The sequence below is a fragment of the Ignatzschineria cameli genome (genome assembly GCF_003121895.1).
GTDB classification, from domain to species: Bacteria; Pseudomonadota; Gammaproteobacteria; order Cardiobacteriales; family Wohlfahrtiimonadaceae; genus Ignatzschineria; species Ignatzschineria cameli.
Map to the genome: position 1 here is coordinate 166280 of NZ_QEWW01000004.1, position 24705 is coordinate 190984.

The 24705-nt window shown below is 42.6% G+C and carries 22 protein-coding genes, 1 rRNA gene and 1 other RNA gene; 7 read left to right on the forward strand and 17 right to left on the reverse strand.

The features are described from left to right. The first annotated feature begins 58 nt into the window (after nucleotides 1–58). From rnpB to DC077_RS07530, 4 genes are all read left to right on the forward strand, one after another. Nucleotides 59–413: RNase P RNA component class A (gene rnpB / locus DC077_RS07515), an RNA gene on the forward strand. A gap of 64 nt (nucleotides 414–477) precedes the next feature. Further along, a complete protein-coding gene (gene prmC, locus DC077_RS07520) occupies nucleotides 478–1374 on the forward strand; it encodes a peptide chain release factor N(5)-glutamine methyltransferase (protein WP_109201881.1) in 897 nt (298 codons plus the stop codon). Nucleotides 1375–1492: 118 nt separating this feature from the next. Further along, the gene (gene hpaB / locus DC077_RS07525; RefSeq protein WP_109201882.1) at nucleotides 1493–3064 is read left to right on the forward strand and encodes a 4-hydroxyphenylacetate 3-monooxygenase, oxygenase component; all 1572 of its coding nucleotides are present in this window, start codon (nucleotides 1493–1495) and stop codon (nucleotides 3062–3064) included. A 204-nt stretch (nucleotides 3065–3268) separates the two neighbouring features. Further along, nucleotides 3269–3781 (forward strand): flavin reductase, encoded by a 513-nt coding sequence (locus tag DC077_RS07530; RefSeq protein ID WP_109201883.1) that lies wholly within the window; start codon nucleotides 3269–3271, stop codon nucleotides 3779–3781. A gap of 284 nt (nucleotides 3782–4065) precedes the next feature. Here the strand turns inward: DC077_RS07530 and DC077_RS07540 are convergent, their stop codons facing one another. The 10 genes from DC077_RS07540 to DC077_RS07585 form a co-directional block, all read right to left on the reverse strand. Further along, nucleotides 4066–5046 carry a helix-turn-helix domain-containing protein gene (locus DC077_RS07540; RefSeq protein WP_109201885.1) on the reverse strand — a complete coding sequence of 327 codons (981 nt, stop codon included), beginning with the start codon at nucleotides 5044–5046 and terminating at the stop codon, nucleotides 4066–4068. A gap of 82 nt (nucleotides 5047–5128) precedes the next feature. Further along, nucleotides 5129–6736, reverse strand: a complete 1608-nt coding sequence (locus DC077_RS07545; protein ID WP_109201886.1) for an SLC13 family permease — start codon at nucleotides 6734–6736, stop codon at nucleotides 5129–5131. A 488-nt stretch (nucleotides 6737–7224) separates the two neighbouring features. Next, nucleotides 7225–8550 carry a short-chain fatty acid transporter gene (locus DC077_RS07550; protein ID WP_109201887.1) on the reverse strand — a complete coding sequence of 442 codons (1326 nt, stop codon included), beginning with the start codon at nucleotides 8548–8550 and terminating at the stop codon, nucleotides 7225–7227. Between the two features lie 67 nt (nucleotides 8551–8617). Beyond that, nucleotides 8618–9829, reverse strand: coding sequence for a 3-oxoadipyl-CoA thiolase (gene pcaF, locus DC077_RS07555; protein WP_109201888.1), 1212 nt, complete (start codon nucleotides 9827–9829; stop codon nucleotides 8618–8620). 82 nt (nucleotides 9830–9911) lie between these two features. Next, entirely contained in the window at nucleotides 9912–10583 is a 672-nt protein-coding gene (locus tag DC077_RS07560) for a 3-oxoacid CoA-transferase subunit B (RefSeq protein ID WP_109201889.1), read from the reverse strand. 9 nt (nucleotides 10584–10592) lie between these two features. Next, the gene (locus tag DC077_RS07565; protein WP_109201890.1) at nucleotides 10593–11255 is read right to left on the reverse strand and encodes a 3-oxoacid CoA-transferase subunit A; all 663 of its coding nucleotides are present in this window, start codon (nucleotides 11253–11255) and stop codon (nucleotides 10593–10595) included. Between the two features lie 413 nt (nucleotides 11256–11668). Continuing rightward, nucleotides 11669–12604, reverse strand: coding sequence for a catechol 1,2-dioxygenase (gene catA / locus DC077_RS07570; RefSeq protein WP_109201891.1), 936 nt, complete (start codon nucleotides 12602–12604; stop codon nucleotides 11669–11671). Nucleotides 12605–12936: 332 nt separating this feature from the next. Further along, complete coding sequence (catC, locus tag DC077_RS07575; protein ID WP_094567940.1) at nucleotides 12937–13227, reverse strand: muconolactone Delta-isomerase; 291 nt, start codon at nucleotides 13225–13227, stop codon at nucleotides 12937–12939. Between the two features lie 199 nt (nucleotides 13228–13426). Then, nucleotides 13427–14575, reverse strand: a complete 1149-nt coding sequence (locus tag DC077_RS07580; RefSeq protein ID WP_192874931.1) for a muconate/chloromuconate family cycloisomerase — start codon at nucleotides 14573–14575, stop codon at nucleotides 13427–13429. A 252-nt stretch (nucleotides 14576–14827) separates the two neighbouring features. After that, a complete protein-coding gene (locus DC077_RS07585; RefSeq protein ID WP_157953513.1) occupies nucleotides 14828–15631 on the reverse strand; it encodes an alpha/beta fold hydrolase in 804 nt (267 codons plus the stop codon). Between the two features lie 380 nt (nucleotides 15632–16011). On the opposite strand from DC077_RS07585, the gene DC077_RS07590 reads away from it, so the two are divergent. Next, on the forward strand, nucleotides 16012–16830 hold the full coding sequence (locus tag DC077_RS07590) for an IclR family transcriptional regulator domain-containing protein (RefSeq protein WP_133243431.1): 819 nt from the start codon (nucleotides 16012–16014) through the stop codon (nucleotides 16828–16830). Nucleotides 16831–16977: 147 nt separating this feature from the next. Next, entirely contained in the window at nucleotides 16978–17784 is an 807-nt protein-coding gene (locus tag DC077_RS07595; RefSeq protein WP_158214378.1) for an IclR family transcriptional regulator domain-containing protein, read from the forward strand. Between the two features lie 170 nt (nucleotides 17785–17954). Here DC077_RS07595 and htpX read toward each other — a convergent pair whose 3' ends face one another. The 5 genes from htpX to DC077_RS07620 form a co-directional block, all read right to left on the reverse strand. Then, nucleotides 17955–18839 carry a protease HtpX gene (gene htpX, locus DC077_RS07600; protein WP_109217912.1) on the reverse strand — a complete coding sequence of 295 codons (885 nt, stop codon included), beginning with the start codon at nucleotides 18837–18839 and terminating at the stop codon, nucleotides 17955–17957. A 323-nt stretch (nucleotides 18840–19162) separates the two neighbouring features. Then, complete coding sequence (rplS, locus tag DC077_RS07605; RefSeq protein ID WP_094567946.1) at nucleotides 19163–19534, reverse strand: 50S ribosomal protein L19; 372 nt, start codon at nucleotides 19532–19534, stop codon at nucleotides 19163–19165. Between the two features lie 91 nt (nucleotides 19535–19625). Next, nucleotides 19626–20246 carry an L-threonylcarbamoyladenylate synthase gene (locus DC077_RS07610; protein WP_109201896.1) on the reverse strand — a complete coding sequence of 207 codons (621 nt, stop codon included), beginning with the start codon at nucleotides 20244–20246 and terminating at the stop codon, nucleotides 19626–19628. A gap of 19 nt (nucleotides 20247–20265) precedes the next feature. After that, on the reverse strand, nucleotides 20266–20946 hold the full coding sequence (locus DC077_RS07615; RefSeq protein WP_109201897.1) for an NUDIX domain-containing protein: 681 nt from the start codon (nucleotides 20944–20946) through the stop codon (nucleotides 20266–20268). Nucleotides 20947–21189: 243 nt separating this feature from the next. Next, nucleotides 21190–21798, reverse strand: coding sequence for a YcbK family protein (locus DC077_RS07620; RefSeq protein WP_109201898.1), 609 nt, complete (start codon nucleotides 21796–21798; stop codon nucleotides 21190–21192). A 607-nt stretch (nucleotides 21799–22405) separates the two neighbouring features. Here DC077_RS07620 and dnaB point away from each other — a divergent pair. Continuing rightward, nucleotides 22406–23797: a replicative DNA helicase gene (dnaB, locus tag DC077_RS07625; protein ID WP_109201899.1), complete on the forward strand. Its 1392-nt coding sequence runs from the start codon at nucleotides 22406–22408 to the stop codon at nucleotides 23795–23797. A gap of 85 nt (nucleotides 23798–23882) precedes the next feature. Here the strand turns inward: dnaB and DC077_RS07630 are convergent, their stop codons facing one another. After that, complete coding sequence (locus tag DC077_RS07630) at nucleotides 23883–24476, reverse strand: cysteine hydrolase family protein (RefSeq protein WP_239990359.1); 594 nt, start codon at nucleotides 24474–24476, stop codon at nucleotides 23883–23885. A gap of 152 nt (nucleotides 24477–24628) precedes the next feature. Continuing rightward, a 5S ribosomal RNA gene (rrf, locus tag DC077_RS11155) occupies nucleotides 24629–24705 on the reverse strand; the annotation flags it as partial.

A 24705-nucleotide genomic window follows, 5' to 3' on the forward strand; every position in this document is an offset into this window, starting at 1 on the left:
CTTTAATGATTATTTTAATGATTGCTTTAATTGAAAAACTTAGGCAAAATGGTGCGCTTGAGTTAGCTAGATGATCGCTGGTTATTGCAAAATAACGAGAGGAAAGTCCGGGCTCCTCGGATCAAGATGCTAGATAACGTCTAGAGGGCGCGAGTCCATGGAAAGTGCTGAAGAAATTAGACCGCCTAAAGATCTTTCGATCTCGGTAAGGGTGAGAAGGTGCGGTAAGAGCGCACCGTACGAGAGGTGACTCTTCGTAGCTGAGGTAAACCCCATCTGGAGCAAGACCAAATAGGAGTACATTAGACGAGATCCGCGTTGTACTCGGGTAGGTCGCTTGAGCCTAGGAGCAATTCTAGGCCTAGAGGAATGATCATCCACGACAGAACCCGGCTTATCGGCTAACTCATCCCCATTCTATTGAAATATGCTTTATTGAAAGCTTGAAAATCACCCATCGATACAACGAGAGATATCATGACAATTGCGGATGCAATTCTTGAAGGGAAAAGACTGTTAGCACATCTCCCCTCCCCTCAATTTGAAGCAGAACTCCTCCTCTCCTATCTACTCGATCGCAATCGTAGTTATCTGATCGCCTTTCCAGAAAAAGCATTATCCTCCTCAATGATAGAAGCGTATCGCCAGCTCCTTATGCGCCGAGCGGCGGGAGAACCTTTTGCCTACATTAGCGGAGAGAAAGAGTTTTATGGCCTACAATTTACCGTTAATCAAGAGACTTTAATTCCGCGTGATGATACTGAAGTGATTGTAGAAGCTGCTCTTGAGCGGATTCCTATAACTGTAGAGAGCGCCTTCTCTCTACTTGATCTTGGCACCGGCAGTGGCGCTATTGCGCTAGCCATCAAAAAATATCGTCCTGATATTGAGGTGACCGCTGTTGATTACTATCCACAAACTTTAAAAGTTGCAGCACAAAATGCCCAGAGAAATAATCTCGATATTGAGTTTATCGAGAGCAATTGGTTTAGCGCACTTCCTAAAGCCTCTTATCATCTCATTCTCTCTAATCCGCCCTATATCGATCCCATCGACCCACATCTTGAGGGCGATGGTGTCAAATATGAGCCCAAACAAGCTCTGATTGCCGCAGATAAGGGATTAAGCGATCTCTTTCATCTGATTGAAAATGCTCCTCTCTACTTTAAAGAATCGGGATGGCTTCTGCTTGAACATGGCTTTGATCAAGGTGTAATCCTTCGAGAAAAAATGGCGCAAGTAGGCTATCAATCGATTGAAACTCGGCAAGATTATGGCGGAAATGATCGTGTCACGCTCGGCTTCTACTCGTCCACTAGTCGCCCCCCAGTCCGACTAAAGAATACTTTTAGCGTAAAAAAGCATCAAAAATAGCTTTTTTTGGTGAAAAGTACCGATTTATCTCTCAATAATACCTTTTTAACCCCCTCCTTTTTGCTATCGTGATTTGTAGGTTGTCATTACCAATAATAAAAAACCAAAGGAGGGAATAATGACAAAACTACCTGAAGATTATCGTGCAGAAAAGAATCGTCCATTTACCGGCGCAGAATATATCGAGAGCTTAAAGGATGAGAGAGAGATCTATATTTACGGCAAACGGGTGAAAGATATTACAACCCACCCTGCTTTTAGAAACTCTGTCGCCTCTATTGCGAAGCTCTATGATGCGCTTCATGATCCGGCAACAAAAGAGAAATTAACCTGGGAGACCGATACCGGCAACGGTGGCTATACCCATAAATTCTTCCGTTACGCTAAGAGTCGAGAAGAGTTAAGAGAGCAGATTAGTGCAATCTCTGAGTGGTCAAAATTGACTTACGGCTGGATGGGACGCTCTCCCGATTATAAGGCCGCACTCGGGAATACTTTTGGTGTCAATGCCGAATATTATGGTGAGTTTGCTGATAATGCTCGTCGCTGGTATAAGCGCCTGCAAGAGAGTTGTCTCTATATGAATCATGCGATCGTCAATCCACCGATCGATCGAGCAAAACCGGTCAGTGAGTTGAAAGATGTCTTTATCACGGTCCAAGAAGAGCGAGAAGATGGAATCATCGTCAGTGGCGCTAAAGTCGTTGCAACAAACTCTGCCTTAACTCACTACAATTTTATCGGTCCCGGTCCTGCTAACTTAATTGGGGAAGAGCCCTCTTCGGCAATGATGTTTATCGCACCGATGAATGCTAAGGGCGTTAAGTTAATCTGTCGTCCCTCTTATGAGTTGATGGCGAGCCTTACCGGCAATGCCTTCGATTATCCTCTCTCAAGCCGCTTTGATGAGAATGATGCGATCCTCATCTTTGATAAGGTCTTTATCCCTTGGGAAGATGTCTTAATCTATAAAGATCCTAAAAAATGCCAAGCATGGTTTGGGCAAGCAGGATTTGTTCAGCTCTTTCCAATGCAAGCTTGTGCGCGCTTTGTGGTAAAGCTTGAGTTTATCACCGCCCTTTTAGTCAAAGCGTTAGAATGCACCGGCTCTCTTGAATTCCGAGGTGTTCAAGCACAAGTGGGAGAGGTTGCAGGTCTACGCAATGCCTTTAGCTCCTTCTTAGAGGCGATGTGGGCAAATTCTAAAGAATGGAATGGTACTTTCCTACCCGACCAAGAGGCCGTTCATGCCTATCGCGCTAATGCGCCTGAAGCTTATGCTCGAATTAAAAATATTATTGAAAAGACAGTGGCAAGTGGTTTGATCTATCTTCCTTCAGGATCTCGTGATCTCCAAGACCCAACACTTGATCATTACTTAAGTATCTATTGTCGAGGTTCCAATGATATTAGCCACACCGATCGTATTAAGATCTTAAAACTTCTCTGGGATGCTATTGGCACTGAATTTGGCGGACGCCATGAGCTCTATGAGATCAACTATGCCGGAAATCAGGATGATATTCGAACTCAATGTTTAGGTCAGCTTCGCGCCTCTGGTGAGCTCGATAGAATGATCAGCTTAGTGGATCAATGTCTCTCCGATTATGATGTGGATGGTTGGAAAGTTCCCCACCTACACAATTCGGATGATATTAATGTGATTGATCAACTCTTAGCAGATCGCTAATAACGACTCAATAATCAATCTCTTATCGATACCCTTTCTGTTGTAGCTCCTTGATGCTCAAGCGTTGAAGCTACAATAGAGAGGAGAATAAAAATGATAAGACTTGAGATCGAAGTTTAGATCGAAGTTGAGATAAATGTAGAGCTCAGAATCGATTGATTCGTTGATTCTGAGTGAATTGAGTCATCATCAAAGGAGGAGAAGATGAATAAACCTCAACTAACCCCCATTCAGCAGCAATTTCGCGATGCCATGAGTTCGCTCTCGGCGGCAGTTAATATTATTACGACTAATGGTCGTGCGGGAAAATGTGGCTTAACCGCTACAGCAGTCTGTTCAATTACCGACTCACCCCCAACAGTTATGATTGCTGTCAATCGGCATAGTAAAACAAATGCAACGCTCAAAGAAAATGGTGTTGTTGCGATCAATATATTAGCTAAAGAGCATGAGGAGACAGCAAAAGATTTTGCCGGATTCACCCAACTCGATATCGAAGAACGCTTTCGTCGTCATGCCTGGTGTGAAGGTGTCCATCGCCTCCCCATTCTAGAAGATTCTTTAGCGAACCTTCAGGGCAAAATTATCCAAACGATGGAGATGGGAACCCACACCCTCTTCTTTATTGAGCTCTTTGAGATACGAAACCGCAATGGCGGCGCGGCTCTTGCCTATTTCTCTCGTGCGTTTCATGCCATTGGTGAAGAGATGCGATAACTAAAATCAGCGCTCAACATCTTCAAAAGCGAATGCTCAGCATAAGAAGCGCGCAAAGATACAAAGATACAACGATAAGATCGATAGTGATTCATGCTGAAGCAGATCAGGGATAGATCATAATAGGTCTGAAATAGAGCAAGCCTAACAACCACAATATCGATATTGATATTGATATTGATATTGATATTGATATTGATTTTAATAACAATTTTAATAAAAAATGAGAGAGTAACGGCCATTACTCTCTCATCTCTTTTTTCAGCCTCTCACGTCTCTCCTCTTCAATCACACGCTTCTAGATCATGATTCGGCACGATCTCTTCATCTCGATTATTATCATCAATTTTTTGCCGATATGCCGTTGGCGTAATGGCCGCATGACGTTTAAAAAAGCGGGTAAAATAAGAGGAATCCTTAAATCCCAATTGATGTGCGATCTCAATAATTGAGAGTGATTGGTACTTTAAGTAAAATTCCGCCTCTTTCACAAGACGCTGTGCAACATACTCTTTTGCCGGCAATCCCCCCAGCTCCCGGCAGATATTATTGAGGGTCGAAACCGTGATATTGAGATGCTTTGCATAAAGGGGTAATGCCCAATGCTCGCGAAAATGCTCATCAATAAGATGAAGATAACGCCGAAACTTCTCCGCATGTCGATGCTGACAGAGAAAGAGTGCCGATCCATGATGTGCTAAACGAAAAGAGACAATGTAAGCGAGCCGAATCCAACAGAGTAACAGCGCTCTAAGCCCCAAACTCTCCTCTTTGGCGATCTCTTCTTGAATTGATATTAAAGCATTCTCTAAAATAGCAATTTCTGAATGATTCTCCCGCTTTAACGCAAGATCGAGAATAAATGCCTCATCACGATAAGAGCGAGTGGCATCTGGCAATTTATTGAGAATATCCACCAATATCTCTTTAGAAATAAAGAGAAGATGTCCTTTGACCTTGCCGCGAACGGTTATTTTTTGAGCTCGACCTGGTGCCGCGTAATAGATAAAGGGACGATCACGAATCACGTTTTTCTGCGAAGCATGCTCTAAGATAGCCTCCCCTTCAGTGATATAGAGCAGTTGATAGAAGCTATTGCGTGTTGAATTTCGCGTTCTATCATAGAGAATATTCTGCTCCATCTTTGAGGCCGAAGCCTCATTGCTTGAGATCTCTTCTAAAGATTCATAGATAAAACCTAAATTCTCCCCAATGGTACTCTTAACAATTGGAAGATTATCGGGCAACAACTGACTCAATATCATTATTCGCTCCTCTGTCTACTAGATCGACCGCTGAGAGCAGATCCCCCATTAGAGAGATGATCTGCTCTATTTAAATGCCTCTTTAGATCAATTCTGCCGCTAAATCTGCCTCAAAAATTAAGGGGAATAGCAGATAGATAAAGAGAATGATCAAAAAGAGGGTCACGATAGTTAAAAAGGTTCCTTTCGATAACATATCTCTAAAGGTGATCTTTCCGGTTGCAAAGATAATGGCATTACTCGGCGTACTAATGGGCATCATATAGGCAAACCCGGCACCAAGTGCTGAGGCCGCCATCAATGGTAGAGGATGCGCATCTGTTGCAACCGCTAAAGTAATTGCAATAGGAAGAAGGATCGTTCCTGTTGCGGTATTAGGCGTAACCTGCGTCATTAAGATACTAATGATTGTCATTGAGCAGAGGACTAGGAAATAAGAGGTTCCCCGCAATGCTAAGAGCTGATCACCGGCCCAAGTGGAGAGATCAGTCTTGGCAAATCCGGTTGCAATAGCCATTCCACCGCCCACTAATAAGAGCACATCCCACGGCATCTTCTTCAAAGAAGTCCCATCAAGAAGGCGCCCATTATCACCACGTCTTGTAGGAACAAGATAGAGAAGAATCGCGCCGGCAATGGCAATCATAGTATCGCTAATACCAGGAATAACCCCCACCCAAAGAAATGAACGAGAGATCCAGAAGAATGCCGTTAAGATAAAGATTAGAGAGACCATCTTCTCTTCATAACTCATCGGCCCTAAATCTTTACGGGTCTGCTCAATAAAAGCGACACTGCCTGAAAGTTTCTTCACCTTCAAAGGGTAGGCAATTCGCGTAAGATAGAAAGAGGCACAGATCATCAAGAGCGAGATCAAAGGTACGGCAAAGAGCATCCAACGCGCAAAGGAGATATCGATGCCTAACAGCTCTTTTGAGAGCCCTGCTAGGATCAGATTAGTAGGCGTTCCAATCAATGTCGCACTACCACCAATCGTGGCACCAAAACCGATCGCAAAGATAATCGATTTTTGTACCTTAATCTCCTCTTCAGCACTATGCCCTGCTTCTTCGCGCATCAGCTCAATCACTTTACTTGCAATAGCCGTTCCAATCGGAATCATTAAAAGTGCCGTTGCCGTATTAGAGACCCACATCGATAAGAAACCGGTCGCTAACATAAAGCCGATAATAAGCCCGGATAGACTCGTTCCCACAAGACTGATCACCGTAATTGCGATTCGCTCATGAAGCCGCCAACGTTCAAGTGCTAAAGCGATAGCAAAGCCCCCTAAAAAGAGGAAGTTTAGAGGATCGGCGTAGCTTGTTGCAGCCTCTTTCCCTGTTACATTGGTAAAGATCGGCAATAAGATAATCGGCAGTAGTGAAGTAATCCCTAGCGGAAGCACCTCTAAAATCCACCAGATAGCAACCCACGTAATGGTCGCCAATACGCCTCGACCAGCCTCACTTAATCCCTCTAGTGGGAAGACCCAGTAGATTAAGATAAAGAGTAATGGTCCCAATATTAATCCCAAAAATTGGGTGAAACTATAGGTCTTACGAAGCTCCGGATTTAAACCGGTTTCATTATTAATACCCCCTGTAAACAGCATTCTTAGCCGTTTCATGGTCAGCATCTCTTTTGATCTATGATGGGAGTCCCATAGATAGTTATTAATTTTTTTCATGCTATCTCTCTTCTAACCTCGGGAGGTCTCTTCTCTTCAATACAATTGACTTAATTGACTTAATTGACTTAATTGACTTATTATCTGCAACATTAACCTTGCTCTCTGACCGGTCTGTTGCTTTATCTATTATTTTTTACAAACGGTAAGGCGCTTAACCTCTTTGCTATTTTTTTAGCTCAGCCAACGTAACCATCTCGAATATATCGATCCATTACTCCAATAGACTGGCCTAAAATCCACCTCCTTCTCTGCCAAATCCTCTTCTAAATCCTTTACCAAACCAGCCCGCTTAACCCCAAAAACCAATAACCATTACCCATCCTTTATCGGTGATCCTCTATTCAAACGACCAAAAACTCTTAGAAAGCTTTTAGAATTTTTAGATCTTTTAGAACTTTTAAAAGATAAGATCCATAAGGAGAACGCCCCTACTTAAAGAGGCGCTCTATTGATCGATTTACAGATAGATACTATCAAGCTGATAGCTACATAAAGGAGAGTCCCGTAAAGGTTAACGAGATAATGATGCCCGATAAGAAGAGCCAAATAAGACAATATCCCATAATGTCACGAGCAGATAAGCCGGCAACCCCAAGAAGTGGTAATGCCCAGAAAGGTTGAATCTGATTCGTCCAAGCATCTCCCCAAGCAAATGCCATAATCGTTTGAGGTAGATCCGCTTTTAATGCCATAGCTGCCTCAATCATAACAGGCCCTTGGATAGCCCATTGCCCACCCCCTGAAGGAATAAAAATATTGACTAATCCCGCTGCAATAAAGGTCATGAAAGGGAAGGTATGCTCGGTTGAAATCGTGATAAACCAGTCAGCAAAAATCATCACCAATCCAGAACTTGCCATCATTCCCGCAACACCTGCATAGAGTGGAAATTGAATAATGATTCCTCGAGTTGCAACTATCCCCTCTTTAACGACATCTAAAAAAGCAGCTGGACTTCGATGAAGTAGAAGTGCTAAAGAGAGAAAAATAAGAATAATCATATTAAGATTCAGGTTAAACCCTAGATCCTTAAAATGACTAATAATATAGATCACTGGCATTGCCGCTAATAGTAGATTAACCCAATAGCTATGCTCTAAACGCTCAGCAAAAGTCATCTCTTTTTTACTCTTACCGATATCGCCATACACTTTCTCTGCTTCATCATCACCTTGATACTCGACAATATTCTCTTTTTTAGGTGTCATACTAATAAAAAGCAGAATTAGAGCGATTAAAATTACTATCGATAAGGTAATATTCCAACCAGAATAGAGTGTTTCAGTGACCGGGATGATTCCAATTTTATCCTCTAAGAAATGCCCGGGAGTAGCAACAACAAGAGGAATAGATGAGGAAGGTCCTCGAACTAACTCCGCCCCATAAGCAACGGCGACCACCATCGGGAAATGAAGACCTTTCATCTTCTTCCCCATCTCTTTTGCTAAGATAGCACCAACAACAAAACCAAATCCCCAGTTGATATAACAAGCAATAAAAGAGATTAAACCCACTAGTGCTAAGGCTTGACGTGGATTCTTAGGAAGATCTGTCAAAAAAGTTAAAATCTTTCGGGCAATAGGTGTTAATGCTAGAGCATAACCGGTCAAAAGAACTAAAGTCATCTGCATTCCAAAGGTAAAAAGAGACGAGAAGCCTTTTCCCCAATGATTCGCCATATCGATAGATGATTGCTCGGCGACAGTGAGCCCCAAAACAAAAACAATGACTGTTAAAAAAATAGCTAAAATGAGCGCATCAGGAAGATAGCGCTGCATGATGCGAACTGTAAAATTTGTTAATTTATCCACAACTCCTCCTTAGGAAGTTATTCTATTCATATGACCTTGAAAGGATCGATACTTGTTTCGTTCGCAACTAGACTCGTTCAATAATCAAGGCAATACCTTGCCCGACACCGATACACATGGTACAGAGTGCATAACGCCCCTCTCGGCGCTGTAATTCATTGAGCGCGGCGATCACTAATCGTGCGCCAGAAGCCCCTAAGGGATGACCGAGAGCAATGGCTCCACCATTGGGATTGATACGCGCATCATCATCTTTTAAGCCTAATTCTCGAATACAGGCTAATGCTTGGGCAGCAAATGCCTCATTAAGCTCAATAACATCCATCTCTGCTAAAGTTAGATCGCATCGTTTTAATAGCTTTTTAACTGCCGGAACTGGGCCGATTCCCATCACTGAGGGCTCAACTCCCATGCTCTGCATACCGACAATACGTGCCCTAGGCGTTAAACCATATTCAGCAACAGCTCTATCTGAGGCGATTAGAAGTGCTGCGGCACCATCATTAATCCCAGAGGCATTACCGGCAGTAATAACACCCTCTTTTTTAACAAAGGGCTTCAATTTTGCTAACCCTTCTAAGGTTGTTGTGGGACGCAGATGCTCATCTTTTGCGATCACCAGATCATCTCCTCTGCGCTGAGGAATATGTACCGCCATAATCTCTTCTGCTAAATATCCCGCTGCTTCCGCTTTTGCCGCTTTCATCTGGCTCGCATAGGCAAAAGCATCCTGATCTTCTCGGGAGATCTGATAACGCTCTGCCACATTCTCTGCCGTCTCCGGCATTGTCTCTGTGCCATAGTGTTGATCTAACTTAGGATTGATAAAGCGCCATCCCATTGTGGTATCTTCCATAATCTGCCCACGACCGAAAGCGCTATCGCTCTTCCCTACCACAAAAGGAGAGCGAGTCATCGATTCAACACCGCCGGCAATCATTAGATCTGCCTCTCCAGCTTTGATAGCACGAGCTGCAGAGCCGATCGCCTCTAAGCTCGATCCACATAGACGATTGACCGTCACCCCCGGAACCTCTTGGGGTAATCCTGCCAATAATGCAGCCATACGCGCAACGTTACGATTATCTTCCCCTGCCTGATTTGCACAGCCCAAAATAACATCATCAATTACATCCCACTTCAGGTCAGGATGTCGGCGCATCAACTCCGTAATAGGTAGTGCGGCTAAATCATCAGCACGAACCGTTGCTAATCCACCACCATATCGACCAAAGGGGGTACGAATGGCATCACAAATATAAGCATTTCTCTCTCTCATCTTCTCTTCTCTCTTCTCAACTCTTCTCTACTCTTCTCTACTCGTCTCTATTTTCTCAATGCACTTAAGATAATGCTCTACGCTATAAGGCTTTACGCTCAGAAGTTGCATCGATTAAGGGGGCATCAGTTACCGCTTCTAACTCAGGGAAGGTAATTCCCCCGAAAAGCTCGGTCACATAGAGTTTTTGATCACGCACATCAATCACCGCAAGATCGGTGTAGATTCGATCAACACACCCAATGCCGGTTAAGGGATAGGTACAGTTTTTAACGATTTTCGGCGTACCATCACGCGTTGTATGATTGGTCGCAACCCAGACATTTTTCGCACCAATAGCTAAATCCATCGCTCCACCAACAGCAGGAATTGCATCAGGTTCGCCGGTATGCCAATTTGCAAGATCTCCATTTTCTGCAATTTGAAATGCCCCTAAGACACAGATGTCGATATGACCGCCTCGCATCATGGTAAAAGAGTCACCGTGATGGAAGTAACTTCCCCCTGGCAACAAGGTTACTAGCTCTTTTCCGGCATTAATAAGGTCAGGATCTTCCTCTCCTGGTGCCGGTGATGGCCCCATCCCTAATAATCCATTTTCACTATGGAGAAAGATCTCCTTATCATCCCCTAAATAGTTGGCAATTGAGGTTGGAAGACCGATCCCTAAATTGACATAAGCACCGTCAAAGATATCTTCAGCAACTCTAGCGGCAATCTCATTTCTCGTTAATGGCGTATAATTTTTTGTCATCTCTCTTCCCTATTGAATTTCCACAACATCAGTTACAAATATGCCGGGGGTTACTATACATTCCGGATCTAAAGCGCCCACTTCGACCACCTCATTGACCTGTGCAATGGTATATGTGGCAGCAGCAGCCATAATAGGGCCAAAGTTTCGTGCTGTTTTACGGTAGATAAGATTCCCGTAACGATCACCTTTATGCGCCTTAATAAGCGCAAAGTCAGCAGTGATGGGATACTCTAAAACATAGTGTTTACCATTGATCTCGCGCGTCTCTTTCCCCTTTGCTAACTCTGTTCCATAACCTGTTGGGGTAAAAATGGCGCCAAAACCCGATCCTGCCGCTTGAATTCTCGCTGCGAGATTACCTTGCGGCACAAGCTCTAGCTCAATCTCCCCGGCACGATAGAGCGCATCGAAGATGTAGGAGTCAGACTGCCGTGGAAAGGAGCAGATAATCTTCTTAACACGTTTTGCTTTTAAGAGTGCCGCTAAGCCAATATCGCCATTGCCGGCATTATTATTGATAATGGTTAGATCTGTGGCGCCATGCTCAATCAGCGCATCTATGAGTTCAGCAGGCTGCCCTGCCGTCCCAAAGCCGCCAATCATAACGGTGGCGCCATCGAAAATCTTTTCGATTGCTGCGTGAATAGATGGGCTAATTTTATTAATCATATTGATCCCTTATTGAATATCCCTTTATGAAAAAATTTAGGCGTAAGAGGGGAGACTCCAATCACCTTAAGATGTTGGTTCTATTGCACTTTAGTGCAGTTTGATCGGCTTTTATTACTATTTTTCGCTTCTGTTGTCGTTGCTGATATCGCTTTTACGATACTCTCATCACTCTACTCATTTAATTATTGAACAACTGATTCGTCGTTACTTATTCGTCATTACTTATTTGTTCGTTATTTATTCTTTACCTATGAGTTAGAGAGATAAAAAGAGATAGAGCCACGCTCCATAACGAAGACTGCGCGACCCTATCTCTCTTCCGGTGAGGTTATGGAGATACCTCACTGAAATAGCGATGCACCCCATCATCAAATTGTCATCGTGAGGGAATGCACCTCTAATAACGCCCTTTAGAGCGCAGCTCTTGCACGCGAACTACGGATCTCTTGATCACTATCGACCGCTTCTGTTAAAGAGAAATCAAATACGAGCTCTTTATAAGGACCTTTCATCTTCGCAGCTGCGATCTTCTCTGGATCAGTCACTTCCACTGCATCAACAATGAGCTCATCACGCGTTGCGTAAGCAAAGTCATCGTGACAGAAAGGATCATCACTTAAGTTAATTTGCGTTGTTAAATGGCGATAACCTGGCGCATGAACAAAGAAGTGAATATGTGCAGGTCTCGATCCATGACGACCTAAAAGTGTTAAGAGCTGCTCTGTTGGATTTCCTGGTGGAACAGAGTATCCGCTCGGAACGATACTACGTGCAGTATATTGACCATTGTCGGTCTTAATTGTGCGACGCATATTAAAATCAGATTGGCTCTGATCGAAGAAAGAGTAGTTTCCTTTACTATTACAGTGCCATACTTCAACCGTTGCATTAGGAATTACCTCGCCGGTAGCAACATCGACCACTTTTCCTGAAAGATGCATTAAATCACTTTCAGTATCGCTTCCATCATCAAGTTGCGCTTCCCCTTCCTCAACTGGCGCACCCGCAACATAGAGAGGTCCTTCAATCGTTCTTGGTGTTGCACCATCTTTTGCTAATCCTGCCTTCTCATCGAGTTCATCTTCACGTACATCGAGGATATGCTCTAAGCCTAAGCCCGCAACTAAGAGTGCTGTCTCATGCGCTTGACCTAAGCGAAGAAGGTAGTTTGCACCATGCCAAAACTCATCAACAGTAATATCAAGATCATCGATCGCTTTACAGAGATCTGATAATAGACGATGAACAATCTCCTTAACGCGTGGATTCCCCTCATCTGAATCGTAACCTGCTGCGGTACGTAGAAAGCCTTCTAAAAACTCTGGGCTCGAAATTTTTGTTTTCATCTTTTATTCTCCTAACTTTGGTGTTAATCACTTTTATATTCATTCGACTCTTAGGGTCGATCGTTTCTGCAAGCTTAATTGAGTCATCTCTTTTATCTTTTTGCTTTAATATCAATTATTCGATATCAACTGTTCAATTAAATTGTTCAATTATTAATTGTTCAATATTAATAGTGTGATCTCTCTTAAGCTCTACGCTCAATCGCTCTGCAGCCAATCTCAATGGCATTCAATTCGCCACAGAACGTTAAACTCCTTTCAATAATGCTTCTCTCAATAACTTATTGGAATCAATTATCGACTCCTCTTACTGCTACTTGCAGTAGCGTCAACTAGCGATCATCCTCACGAATCGAAGAGGGGTGACGACAAAGCGCCTCAACCGAAATCTCCATATAAGGATAGAGTGGTAAGCCAGTTAATAATGTATGAAGCTCTTCATTACTCTCAACATCAAAGATGCTCACATTGGCATATTGACCCGCTACACGCCAGATATGACGCCACTTGCCGGAGCGTTGTAACTCTTGCGAATAGGCTTTCTCCGTCGCTAAAATCTCTGCTCGGCGATCAGGGTCCATTGACTCTGGAATATTGACAATCATCTCAACTTTAAACAGCATGACTTCTCCTTCTGATTAACTGCTCGATCGATATAATATTAATCTCTATAAACTTGATCTATCTAGATCTACCTGAACCGATATGGTTCTCTACTTTCGGTTCTCCACTTTCGGTTTTCTATTTTTTAAATTTTTACTTCATCTCATTATGAGAATATTTCACGATCTCATAGATTCTCTCCCTCAGGTCATGAATCATTTACGATTTGCGGCGATAGAACTTCACCTTATCCTCATCAAGCTCAAGCCCCAATCCCGGCTTATCGGCCACTTCAACCCCATAATCACGGTATTGAAGCGGTTCGACGACAATATCATCTTTGAGGAGAAGAGGACTGAAGAGCTCCGTTCCCCACTCAAATCTCGGCAATGTTGAATAGGCTTGAATAGCGGCGCTTGTTGCGATCGATCCCTCTAACATCGTTCCACCATAGAGGCCAATCCCCGCAGCTTGAGCCACTTCTGCTAATGCTAAAACTCCAAGCACCCCCCCAGATTTTGCGGTCTTTAGAGCAAATGCTCTTGCGCCGGCAATCTTAGCGATATTGAAGCCCTCATAAGGAAGCCCGACCGATTCATCTGCTAAGATAGGAATATTAAAGCGCTCACTTAAACGCGCTTGTGCGGCAATCTCATGTTGAACTAAAGGTTGCTCAACAAGATCGATACCGGCATCTTGTAGTAGTTGCATCCCCACTATTGCTTCCGCCTCGCTCCAAGCTTGGTTCACATCAACAGTGACCATACTCTCTTCCCCTAGCGCCTCTTTAATAGCGATCACATGGGCAACATCCTCTTTCACAGGCCGACGACCAATCTTCAATTTAAAATCTTTATGTCGACCTGAAGCGATCATCTCTTTCGCTTCAATAATATCTTTCTCTGTATCACCACTTGCTAATACCCATAAAACAGAGAGATGATCTTGAACTTTTCCCCCTAGTAGCGTTGAGATCGGCACATTAAGAATCTTCCCCTGAATGTCGAAGAGTGCTGTTTCAACAGCATTTTTAGCAAAGTAATTACCTCGGATATTTTGCGCCATACGAACCTTAAGCGCTTTGATCGACCCGATCGACTGACCAATTAGAAGGGGCGCAATATATTGATCAATCGTTAGCTGCATTCCCTCCGGGCTCTCAGGGCCATAACTTAAACCACCAATAGTCGCCGCTTCCCCTAACCCTAAGATGCCAGCCTCTGTATAGATTTTTACAATCACAGAACTTTGGGTTGTCATCGTTGTCATCGAGAGTTGATGCCCACGAATGGTGGGAAGATCGACAATCAATGTCTCTATTTTTGCAATTCGATCTGTCAATAATGCTTGATTAGCTAGAAGCGCCATCCTCTATATCCTTATTCTGTCTCTATTCTATTGATTATCTCTAGACTCCCAATCCTCCAAGTATCTAACCTTCTTGGCATCTTGATCTCTAGCTTCTAATTCTTATTATTTTTTAATTGTTTTCTAATGATTTTTTATTACTTGCGGATTACTTGCGGATTACTTGCGGATGATATTGCTACAAACATCTTCAGCACTAACCTAGATATATTTCAGCTAATATTTCCGCTAATATTTCCACTAATATTTCGGCTATCGAGCAGCAGCTAACCATTCTGATAAAATTTGATTAAATTGCGCTGATGCCTCTACCGAGGGAACATGACCAACCGCTAATATCTCTAGCTCTCGCTCCCCCATTAAATCTGCTAATTGCTCCATATTTGGAAGGGCCATCGCTTTATCTTCACTCCCTGCAAGACAGAGAACCGGCACTGATTGATCACGGTTCGGAAGACGATCAGTCGCACTCCAAGCACCTAATGCCTCACATAACTGAGCGTAACCTTCATTACTTGTTGCAGCTAATGAACGTTTCCAATCCTCAATCTCTTCGATGGCACTCTCTAGATAATCAGAAGCGAACCAGCGAGGGACAATTGTGGGCGCCATCTCGGCTAAACCGATCTGACGAACATCTGCCGCACGGCTCTCCCAAGCAGAAGTTTCACCAATTTTGTGGCTACTATTGGTAATCATTAAACTTTTCAGACGCTCTGGCGCTAAAAGAAGAATCTCTTGCCCAATGGCGCCACCAATCGAGGTTCCCACGTAGTGAAAACGCTGATAGCCCAACTGATCTACCAATCTCAAAACCATCTCGGCTAATGCCTCAATTCGCCACTGCTCCTCTTCGCTAGGTGCTGGGCTATCGCCATGACCTGGAAGATCGAGCGCTAAAAGATCATATTCTGTTTCAAAGTGGGCGATAACCTCATTCCAAACATGGCGATTCATTCCTAAAGGATGAACCAATAGAATCAGGTCACGAGGAGTCTCCCCCGCAACATAGAGATAATTAATCTTGTCGTTATATCGCTGTTCTTGACGCTTCACTGCTTTCCTCTCCTTGATGATATTCGATATTCAATAGCCATAAGATCTCTCAATATAACGGTTTCATAACCCTTAGTGGGATCTATTGACTCTATTGCTCGATTACAGAATACTTTTTATTAGTTTTGTCAACTTTATCAGTTTTATGATGCTTTATTTATGATTCTTTAAAGGGGATCTAAGGCAAAATCTATTTTGTTCGACTATCGAACTTGTTCACCATTGATCGCCCGCAACTTATTAATCTCATACCCAGAAAGGATTGTCAAATCTTTAACGCTTTTCTAAATGAGATCTTCTACATAGAAAAAAATTATCGTCTATAATGTGTAAAAATTTATCGAGGATTGCCTTTTTTAAAAAAAACAGATAGGAATAGAGTGACGGAAACGATGCAGAATAACTATATGGAAGAGCTCTCGCCCCTTTTAGAGCAATATGCCGAAGACCCTGACTTCATTACCGCTTTTGCCCGCGGGCTTGTGATCTTTCAGGTCCTCTCAAATAGCAAACGCCCTAAATCGATCTCCGATATCGCGAAAGTGACGGGCTTTCCTCGCGCAACAGTTAGACGAGGGCTCTATACCTTAGTCAAGCTCGGATATGTCAGCCAAAATGATCGTGAATATACACTCACCTCTAAAATTTTGACACTATCCCATAGCTTTATCTCTTCCCAATCATTACCTAATGCGGCGCAACCTATTTTAGAAAATATTACTAAAGAGGTTGATGAAGCCTCCTCGATGGCGGTCTTAGCACAGAGTAATATTGTCTATATTGCTCGCTCATCAGAAAATACGCAGCGTATTATGTCCAATACCTTAGCTATCGGCAGCCAACTGCCGGCATGTTGCACCTCTATGGGTCGCGTTCTTCTTGCAGCAGAACCACGGGAACGCCAGATTGAACTTCTCGCGCTTCATCAACTAAAGGTCTATACACCCAACACTATTTATACCGAAGAAGCGCTTTTAGCTGAATTGGAGAGGATCAAAGCACAAGGATATGCCATAATTGATCAAGAGCTAGAGATTGGCCTTCGCTCCATTGCGGTTCCGGTCTATGATAAATCGGGCGCAATTATTGCGGCGATCAATATTAGTACCCATGCCATGCGAAACTCTGTTGAAGATATGATCAATAAGTTTCTACCGGTACTACAACGCTCGGCACAGCTCCTTCGAACCTTCTTGTAAGATCGACAAATTAATCTTTTAAGAAAAGCAGGGCTTAGAGGACATCTCTTGATACGGCTATACTTTATAGCGCTACACTTATAGGGAATATCGGTAGAATAGATCTCATCTCGAGCGATATTCCCCACCACCATGGATAAAACGCTTATGCAGAAAGAATCAATAGAAGAATATGGAAAAACATTGGAGAAACATGCAGATAATGCAGACTTTCTAAGCTCCTTTGCCAGAGGCTTGATGATCTTTGAGGTTCTCTCAACGAGCAAACGAGCACAAACGATCTCCGATATTGCCAAAGAGACAGGCTTCCCACGCGCAACGGTTCGCCGAGGGCTCTTCACCTTAGTCGAGTTAGGCTATGTTCTACAAGATGACCGCTATTATGAGCTCTCCCCTAAGGTGCTGATGATTGCACATGATTATATCAACTCACAAACACTATCAACCACGGCACAACCGATCTTAGAGAATCTCACAAGAGAGCTTAATGAGACGGCTACGATGGGAGTATTAGTCAAAGATGAGGTGATCTATATCGCCCGCTCATCAGATAATCGACAAAAAATCATGTCCAATACCTTAACGATCGGAAGCCATCTACCGGCATACTGCTCTTCAATCGGTCGTGTTCTGCTCGCAGCTGAGTCTAAAGAGCGGCAGATCGAAATCTTGGCACAATCTAATCTAATTCCTTATACCGATCGCACCATCTATGACCGAGACCAACTTCTCGAAGAACTCGAAAAGGTGCATAGAGAGGGATATTCCATTATTGATCAGGAGTTAGAGGTAGGCTTGCGCTCAATCTCCGTTCCGGTCTTTGATCGAAGTGGCAAAGTGATCGCTTCCATCAGCATTAGTGCTTTAACGCTCAAATATAGTATCGATGAATTAATTAGTAAATGTCTTCCTGCGCTCCAAAAAGCGGCGGCAATTTTAACGACCTTTATCTAATAGGGATCGCTCTTAAGCATAAAAGTCTCTTACAGACCATTTTTCCGGCTTTCTCCTTATTTTAAATAGATATATAGACATGTATAGATATAAAAACTCCAATCACTTTCAATACAATGATTGTTAGCGATTGGAGTTCTTTTTTATCTTTTCTCTAACTTTTTTCTATCCTATCTCTGACGATTTTCAGCCTCAAGCAGTGCCGCAATACGCTTCTCTAGAGGAGGATGGGTACTAAAGAAATCCCGAATTGAACCGGTAAAACCAAATGCGGCAAATTGTCCTGGAAGATCTTGGTTGAGTTCAGGTTTACGGCGCAATGCATCTAGCGCATTTGCCATTTGTCGATTAGAGGTGAGTCTTGCGCCTCCGGCATCAGCCCTAAACTCACGATGACGACTAAACCAACTTGCAATAATTTGTGCTAAAACACCAAAGACGATCTGCAATACAATCGTACTGATCATATAGATTCCACTACTGCTACTCTCACCATTGGAGTTTCCACGAGAGGCAATTGCTTCCGCAATAATCCGAGATAAGAAGACCACAAAGGTATTGAGAACCCCTTGCAGAAGAGCCATTGTCACCATATCTCCATTAGCAACGTGAGCCATTTCATGACCGATCACGGCCTCAATCTCATCTTTACTCATCACCCGCATTAAGCCGGTACTAATCGCCACTAAAGAGTTATTTCGACTTGCTCCCGTAGCAAATGCATTGGGTTCAGGGGAATCAAAGATCCCAATTTCTGGGCATTTCAAGCCTAATGCTGCCGCCTGACGCTGAACAACATTGACATACCATGCCTCAAACTCATTTTGCGGTGTTTCAATCACATGAACGCCCATTGAGCGCTTCACCATGCTCTTTGACATCAACAATGAAATAATCGAACCGGCAAAACCAACCACTGCACAGGCGAGCAACATCGGAAGAAGGCCTCTCCCTCCTGAGATAGCAGTATCTAAGCCGGTAATTTTTAAGATAATTGTGATCACAGCGATCACCGCAATATTCATCGCAACCCATAAAGCAACTCGTTTAAACATAGAGGCTCCTTTTCTCAGTCAATATCCTGTAATATCTTCAACTATAATATCTTCAGCAGATATCTTCAGCAGATTTTATCAATTGTTTTTCTATCTCTAATCCACTACAAATGTGTAGCATCATATCTCCATAATATGGGGGCATTTCTTCTAAACACAATATGATTTTATTTTGATATCTAATCTCTCTTCTCCCCCTCTCTCTTCTCTCTATTTTTAAATAGAGCAATTTAAATAGCGTAAATAGCGCAAAATTTAGATAGAAAAAAACCTTGGTAATTAGATCACCAAGGTCTTCATCTGGATTCAAAGAATTTCGAAAATTATGCAGTCGCTGCAGTTTTGCGCGCTGGTAATTTCTCTTTAATTCTTGCTGCTCTACCTGAAAGTTCACGCAAGTAGTAGAGCTTAGAGCGACGAACGCTACCACGACGTTTAACATCGATGCTCGCAATTAATGGGCTATAAGTTTGGAAAGTACGTTCCATACCAACACCGTGAGAGATACGTCTTACGATAAATGATGAACCCATTCCACGATTTTTAATTGCAATCACAACACCTTCAAATGCTTGAATACGCTCGCGATCGCCCTCTTTTACCCTTACATTTACAACGATTGTATCGCCAGGGTTGAAAGCAGGAAGCTCTTTGCCTTGCATTGCTTCTTGCTCTAATTGTTTAATAATATTCATGTCCGTTAAACCTTCTAATGAAATAACCATCTTACCCAGATTTATTCTAAGCAAAGCATTATACACCAATAATTGAATATTGGTATCACTTTTATTCAAACAAAGCTGTTGAGCCTTGCCCTTTTCGTAATACTTCAGGGGCCCCTTCGCTCAGATCAATAACTGTTGTTGGCGCCATACTGCATGCTCCGCCATCAATAATCGCATCTACATGATCCCCAATGATCTCATTAATCACGGTTGCATCATTTAACTCATGAGCTTCATAACCAGGAATTTTTAAGGTTGTAGAGAGTATTGGGGCACCGAGCTCTGCTAAAACAGCTTGGATTATAACATGATTTGGCACACGAAGTCCTACTGTATTTCGTTTTGGCATAAGAAGTTTTTTCGGAACCTCTTTTGTTCCGCGCAAAATCAGGGTATAAGGACCCGGTAAAATTGCTTTTAAAAGTCGATATTGGGGATTATCCACAACTGCATAGTGAGAAAGCTCTGAAAGATCCTTACAGATCAGTGAGAAATAGTGATCTTTTGCACTCTCTTGACGGATCTTCAAGATACGATCCATACCACGTTGATTTCCAACAATACAGCCGATAGCATAACTTGAATCTGTCGGATAGACGACAACCCCCTCATTACGAAAAATGGCAACAACCTGCTCAATCAATCTCGCTTGTGGGGTATCAGGATGGATAGTAAATAACATATAAGCCTCCTTCTGTTGCTTATGGCGTGATCAGATACTCTTGGTAATGTAATTTAAACCATAAAATAGCGATTAAGGTAAATTCATTATCGAGTCTTCCTTGATCTAATAATTGAAAAGCCTCTTCCCGAGGCATAGTAAATGCTTCGATATCTTCTCCCTCCTCTTCAACCCCATAATAGCCGCCGGCATGGCGAAGATCACAGAGTCCTAAGTAGAGATGCATTTTCCCCGGGCTTCCTCCTGTTGAGGGGTAGTACTGATAAATTGGGATCAATGTCTCAATATCAACTCCAGCCTCCTCCTTCGCCTCTGCACGAATAATCATCTCCGGCGTTTCAGCACGATCGATTGTTCCTGCAACAATCTCAATCGTCCAAGGCGAAGGTCGCTCTTCTCGCTCTAAGAGAGGCACACGAAGCTGTCTAACAAAGAGCAGATGATCTAATCGAGGATCATAGAGAAGAATACTCACCGTATCACACTTTAGAATCACTTCGCGACGAATATCATAGAGCATCTCTCCGTCAAATCGCTCATGATCGACAATGACCTCATCAATTTTAAAGAAACCATCAAAAATTCGACGACGAGATTTAAGATGAACGCTACTCTTATCGAGGGTCTTTCCAACATGATTTTGGTGATCACGTGTCGTTTCAGATTGCGTGCGACTCTCTAAGATCTCTTTCTCTCTCATTAGTCTCTCTTCCTCTTTAAATTCCTATTGATAATCTCTGAATAAATGTCTATCTAACCATCATAAGTATCATAACTGTCATAAGTATCTTCCTTACACCTACTCAGACTTCTCTATCTTACCTCTTCGAGAAAAAAGAGATACAAAAAAACCACTTCCTGAAGAAGTGGTTCTTAGAGTTTGAGTATTTAATAATTGAGCTAGTTATTAATGGTCATCACAACTATCTCAATCACTCAACAATTAACGACCCCAGTTTCTGACTGCACCGCTGTCGATATGCACAAAAGCTGAACGGCTATAGTAGCCTACTCCACCCGCTTTTAAAGAGAGCGCCGCATTACGAAGATTACGAGTAGCGATTCCAGGCATACGGATATCGATCGCTTTTGCCTGCATATGAAGGCTTCCTTTAGCTCCACGAATAGCACGATTCGTCTGTGGAGAACGGTAACCACTTAATCCATGAACCGGTTTGCCATATCCTAAACGGAGTTTTAGAGCGAAAAGTTGATCGAGCACATTAGGATCGTACAATTTAGAAGTTGTTGTTCGTCTATCTCTTAAAGCCCAAGAGATCTCATCTAAAGATTCTCTAATATAGCCTTCTGTTGGCGTCCAATAAACAGTACGAGTCGTCTCACCTAATGCCGGCGTGTAGATTATTAACTCACGCTCTTGCGATACCGCCTGCTTAGCTAATGCTGGATTTAATCCGAAGATACCGAAGACAGCTGATCCTGCTAATACGCCTGTCGCCACTTTCAAAAGATTACGTCTATTATCACATACAAATTCATTGTGCTGTTCTATGAAAGACTCTCTGTCCGTAATGATCAATTTACTATCCATGTATCTTTAACCCTTGCTTGTTCGACTAACAGACTTATTCATTTAGTCTCTTAGCGCTCTATTATCAACTGATTTCCTAAATCGAGAAGTCAGTGTAATGTTCATAACCTAAAAATGCAACCTTACAAGCTGTAAATTTATTAAATAATTAATATAGATTAATTAATTTTGATCAAGATACTTATACTATTAAATTATAGTTAATTATTTCATATAACAGATTGCAAGATTGAGTCCCATTTTTAATCCCTCAGATAACAGTAGGTTAATAGTCAGCATTTGCTACTACCCTACCCTTTAATCATTGATTCTCTCTAAATAAAGATAAGAATCATTCCAAGAATTCTATTATAAAAGTGTCATCAAGCGCAACGCTTTTTTGCCAACATGATAAAATAGGTTTCGTCATAACAGAGCCCTAATGGTAGCAGATCTAAGTAAGAAAAACGCATTAAAACAGCATTTTCAAGAGGATATTTATTAAAGCATCTTCTTAGCTGTTTTTAAAATTCTGTTTTTAAAATTTCTACCGCTTCTGTTATATCTTTCTATATCTTTTCGATAGTGCAATACTTGCTTTATAAGAGAATACATTTTAAAAGAGAATATGCAAAATAGATCATCACAAGATAGCGATATCGCACAGATCAAAACTCCGCCCCACTCCATAGAAGCTGAACAAGCTGTCTTAGGAGGGTTGCTACTTGATCGAGATGCATGGGATAGGATCGATGGACTACTATCACCTAGCGACTTCTATAGTAAAAATCACCGTATTATTTTTGAGACCATCTATTCTCTCTACAATGAGATGCAGACGGTCGATATCTTAACTGTCAGTGATCATCTAAAACAGAGAGAGATGCTCGAAGATGTGGGAGGACTTCCCTACCTTGCCACATTGGCACAAGATATGCCCTCGGTTAGTAATATTGCTGCCTACGCCAATATTGTTTATGACCGCTCTGTTATTCGTAAATTAATCGCCGTAGGAACTAATATTGCCGATTCTGGATTCAATCCTGATGGTCGTAGCAGTAATGAGCTGATCCAATTTGCAGAGCAAGCGGTCTTCGCAATTGCCGAACAGGGAACAAAGCAGGATGCCGGGCTGATCGATATTCGTGATGTTCTAAAGAGTACCATTGCGCGAATCGATGAATTGGCACAATCTCAAGGAGGAGTAACCGGTGCGCCGACAGGATGGGATCAATTCGATGAGATGACATCGGGTCTACAAAATGGTGATATGATCGTTGTTGCCGGTCGACCATCAATGGGTAAAACAACAATCGCAATGAATATGGTTGAACGCGTTGCGATGTACACAAATAAACCTGTTGCTATCTTCAGCTTGGAGATGCCCGCAGAACAACTCGTTATGAGAATGTTCGCCTCCATTGGAGGGATTGAACAAGGAAAAATTAGAACCGGTGAGCTCAATGAGATTGAGGCTAAAAAATTGAGCGATGCCACAAAAACCCTAGCTCAAACAAAGATCTTTATCGATGATACGAGTGGTTTAAGCCCTTCCGAAATGCGCTCTAGAGCTCGTCGATTACAGCGTGATCATGGGCAATTAGGCTTAGTGATGGTAGATTACCTTCAACTGATGAGTATCCCTGGAATGTCTGATAATCGAGTCGCAGAAGTCTCCGAGATTTCACGCTCGCTTAAACTGATGGCAAGAGAGCTCAACTGTCCGGTCATTGTTCTATCACAGCTCAACCGTAGTCTTGAGCAACGGCCTAACAAACGTCCTGTTATGAGTGACCTTCGTGACTCTGGTGCGATTGAGCAGGATGCTGACTTAATCTGCTTTGTCTATCGAGATGAGGTTTATAATGAAGACTCACCAGAAAAAGGAATTGCTGAAGTAATTATTGCAAAGCAACGTAATGGTCCTATCGGCACAGTAAAATTGAGCTTCCAAGGACGCTATTCACGCTTTATGAATCTCTCTACACGTGATTTTGCTGATCAGTTCATCGATGAGTAAAGAGAGAGTGTCAGCGAGATCCTACTCAGCAGGATAAAATAGCGCAGCCTATACAGATATTCTCTACAAATATCACTCCTAGAAGTTACCTTTCTAGGAGCTTTTTTAATGCGGAGATAGAGATAACATGCGCTAATCCTTCTAGCGCCTTCATACTCTCTTCATGAAGCTGAAGCGTCTTAGCTGCACATAACTCATCGACAACATAGACTCTAAATCCTAACTCATGAGCCTCCCTTGCACTGCTTTGAATCGCTAAAAGAGAGCTCACACCGCCTAAAATAAGGGTATCAATTTGCGATATCTCCAACCATTGGGCTAAATTATTACCTGTAAAAATGCTCACCCCTTTTTTAATAAAGTAGCGGTCATTTTCATCTTGCATTAAACCATCGATCCAATGATTATTTGGGGAACTAAGCCGTAGTGCGCCCCTCTCTTTCGCTTGATGAAACATTGGGGAGTGAGTGGGAATATCATGGTAATCATCAGCAAACCCTACCTTCACCCAAATAATAGGAACCTCTTCCAATCGAGCTAACGCAATAGCACGGTTACTCTCTTCTAAAATATTTCTCTGAATAAATTGTTGATAACTACTATTTGATAGCCCCTCTTTCCCTACTATCTCTTCAATTAAATCAATCAAAACTACTGCCTTAGAGCGCTTCTGCATCATTAGATCTCCCCTTATATTCTATTTCATCCATAATTCCTTTGTAACATAACAATCTCTATTAAACAAAGTGGCAACACTACGGTCGCAATAAGCATGAAGTGCACGCAAGAAAAAAGCCTCTAGCGGTTAAGCTAGAGGCTTTTAAGATAAAGCCCTGGGGTTGACCTACTCTCACATGGGATCTCCCACACTACCATCGGCGCTGCTACGTTTCACTTCTGAGTTCGGG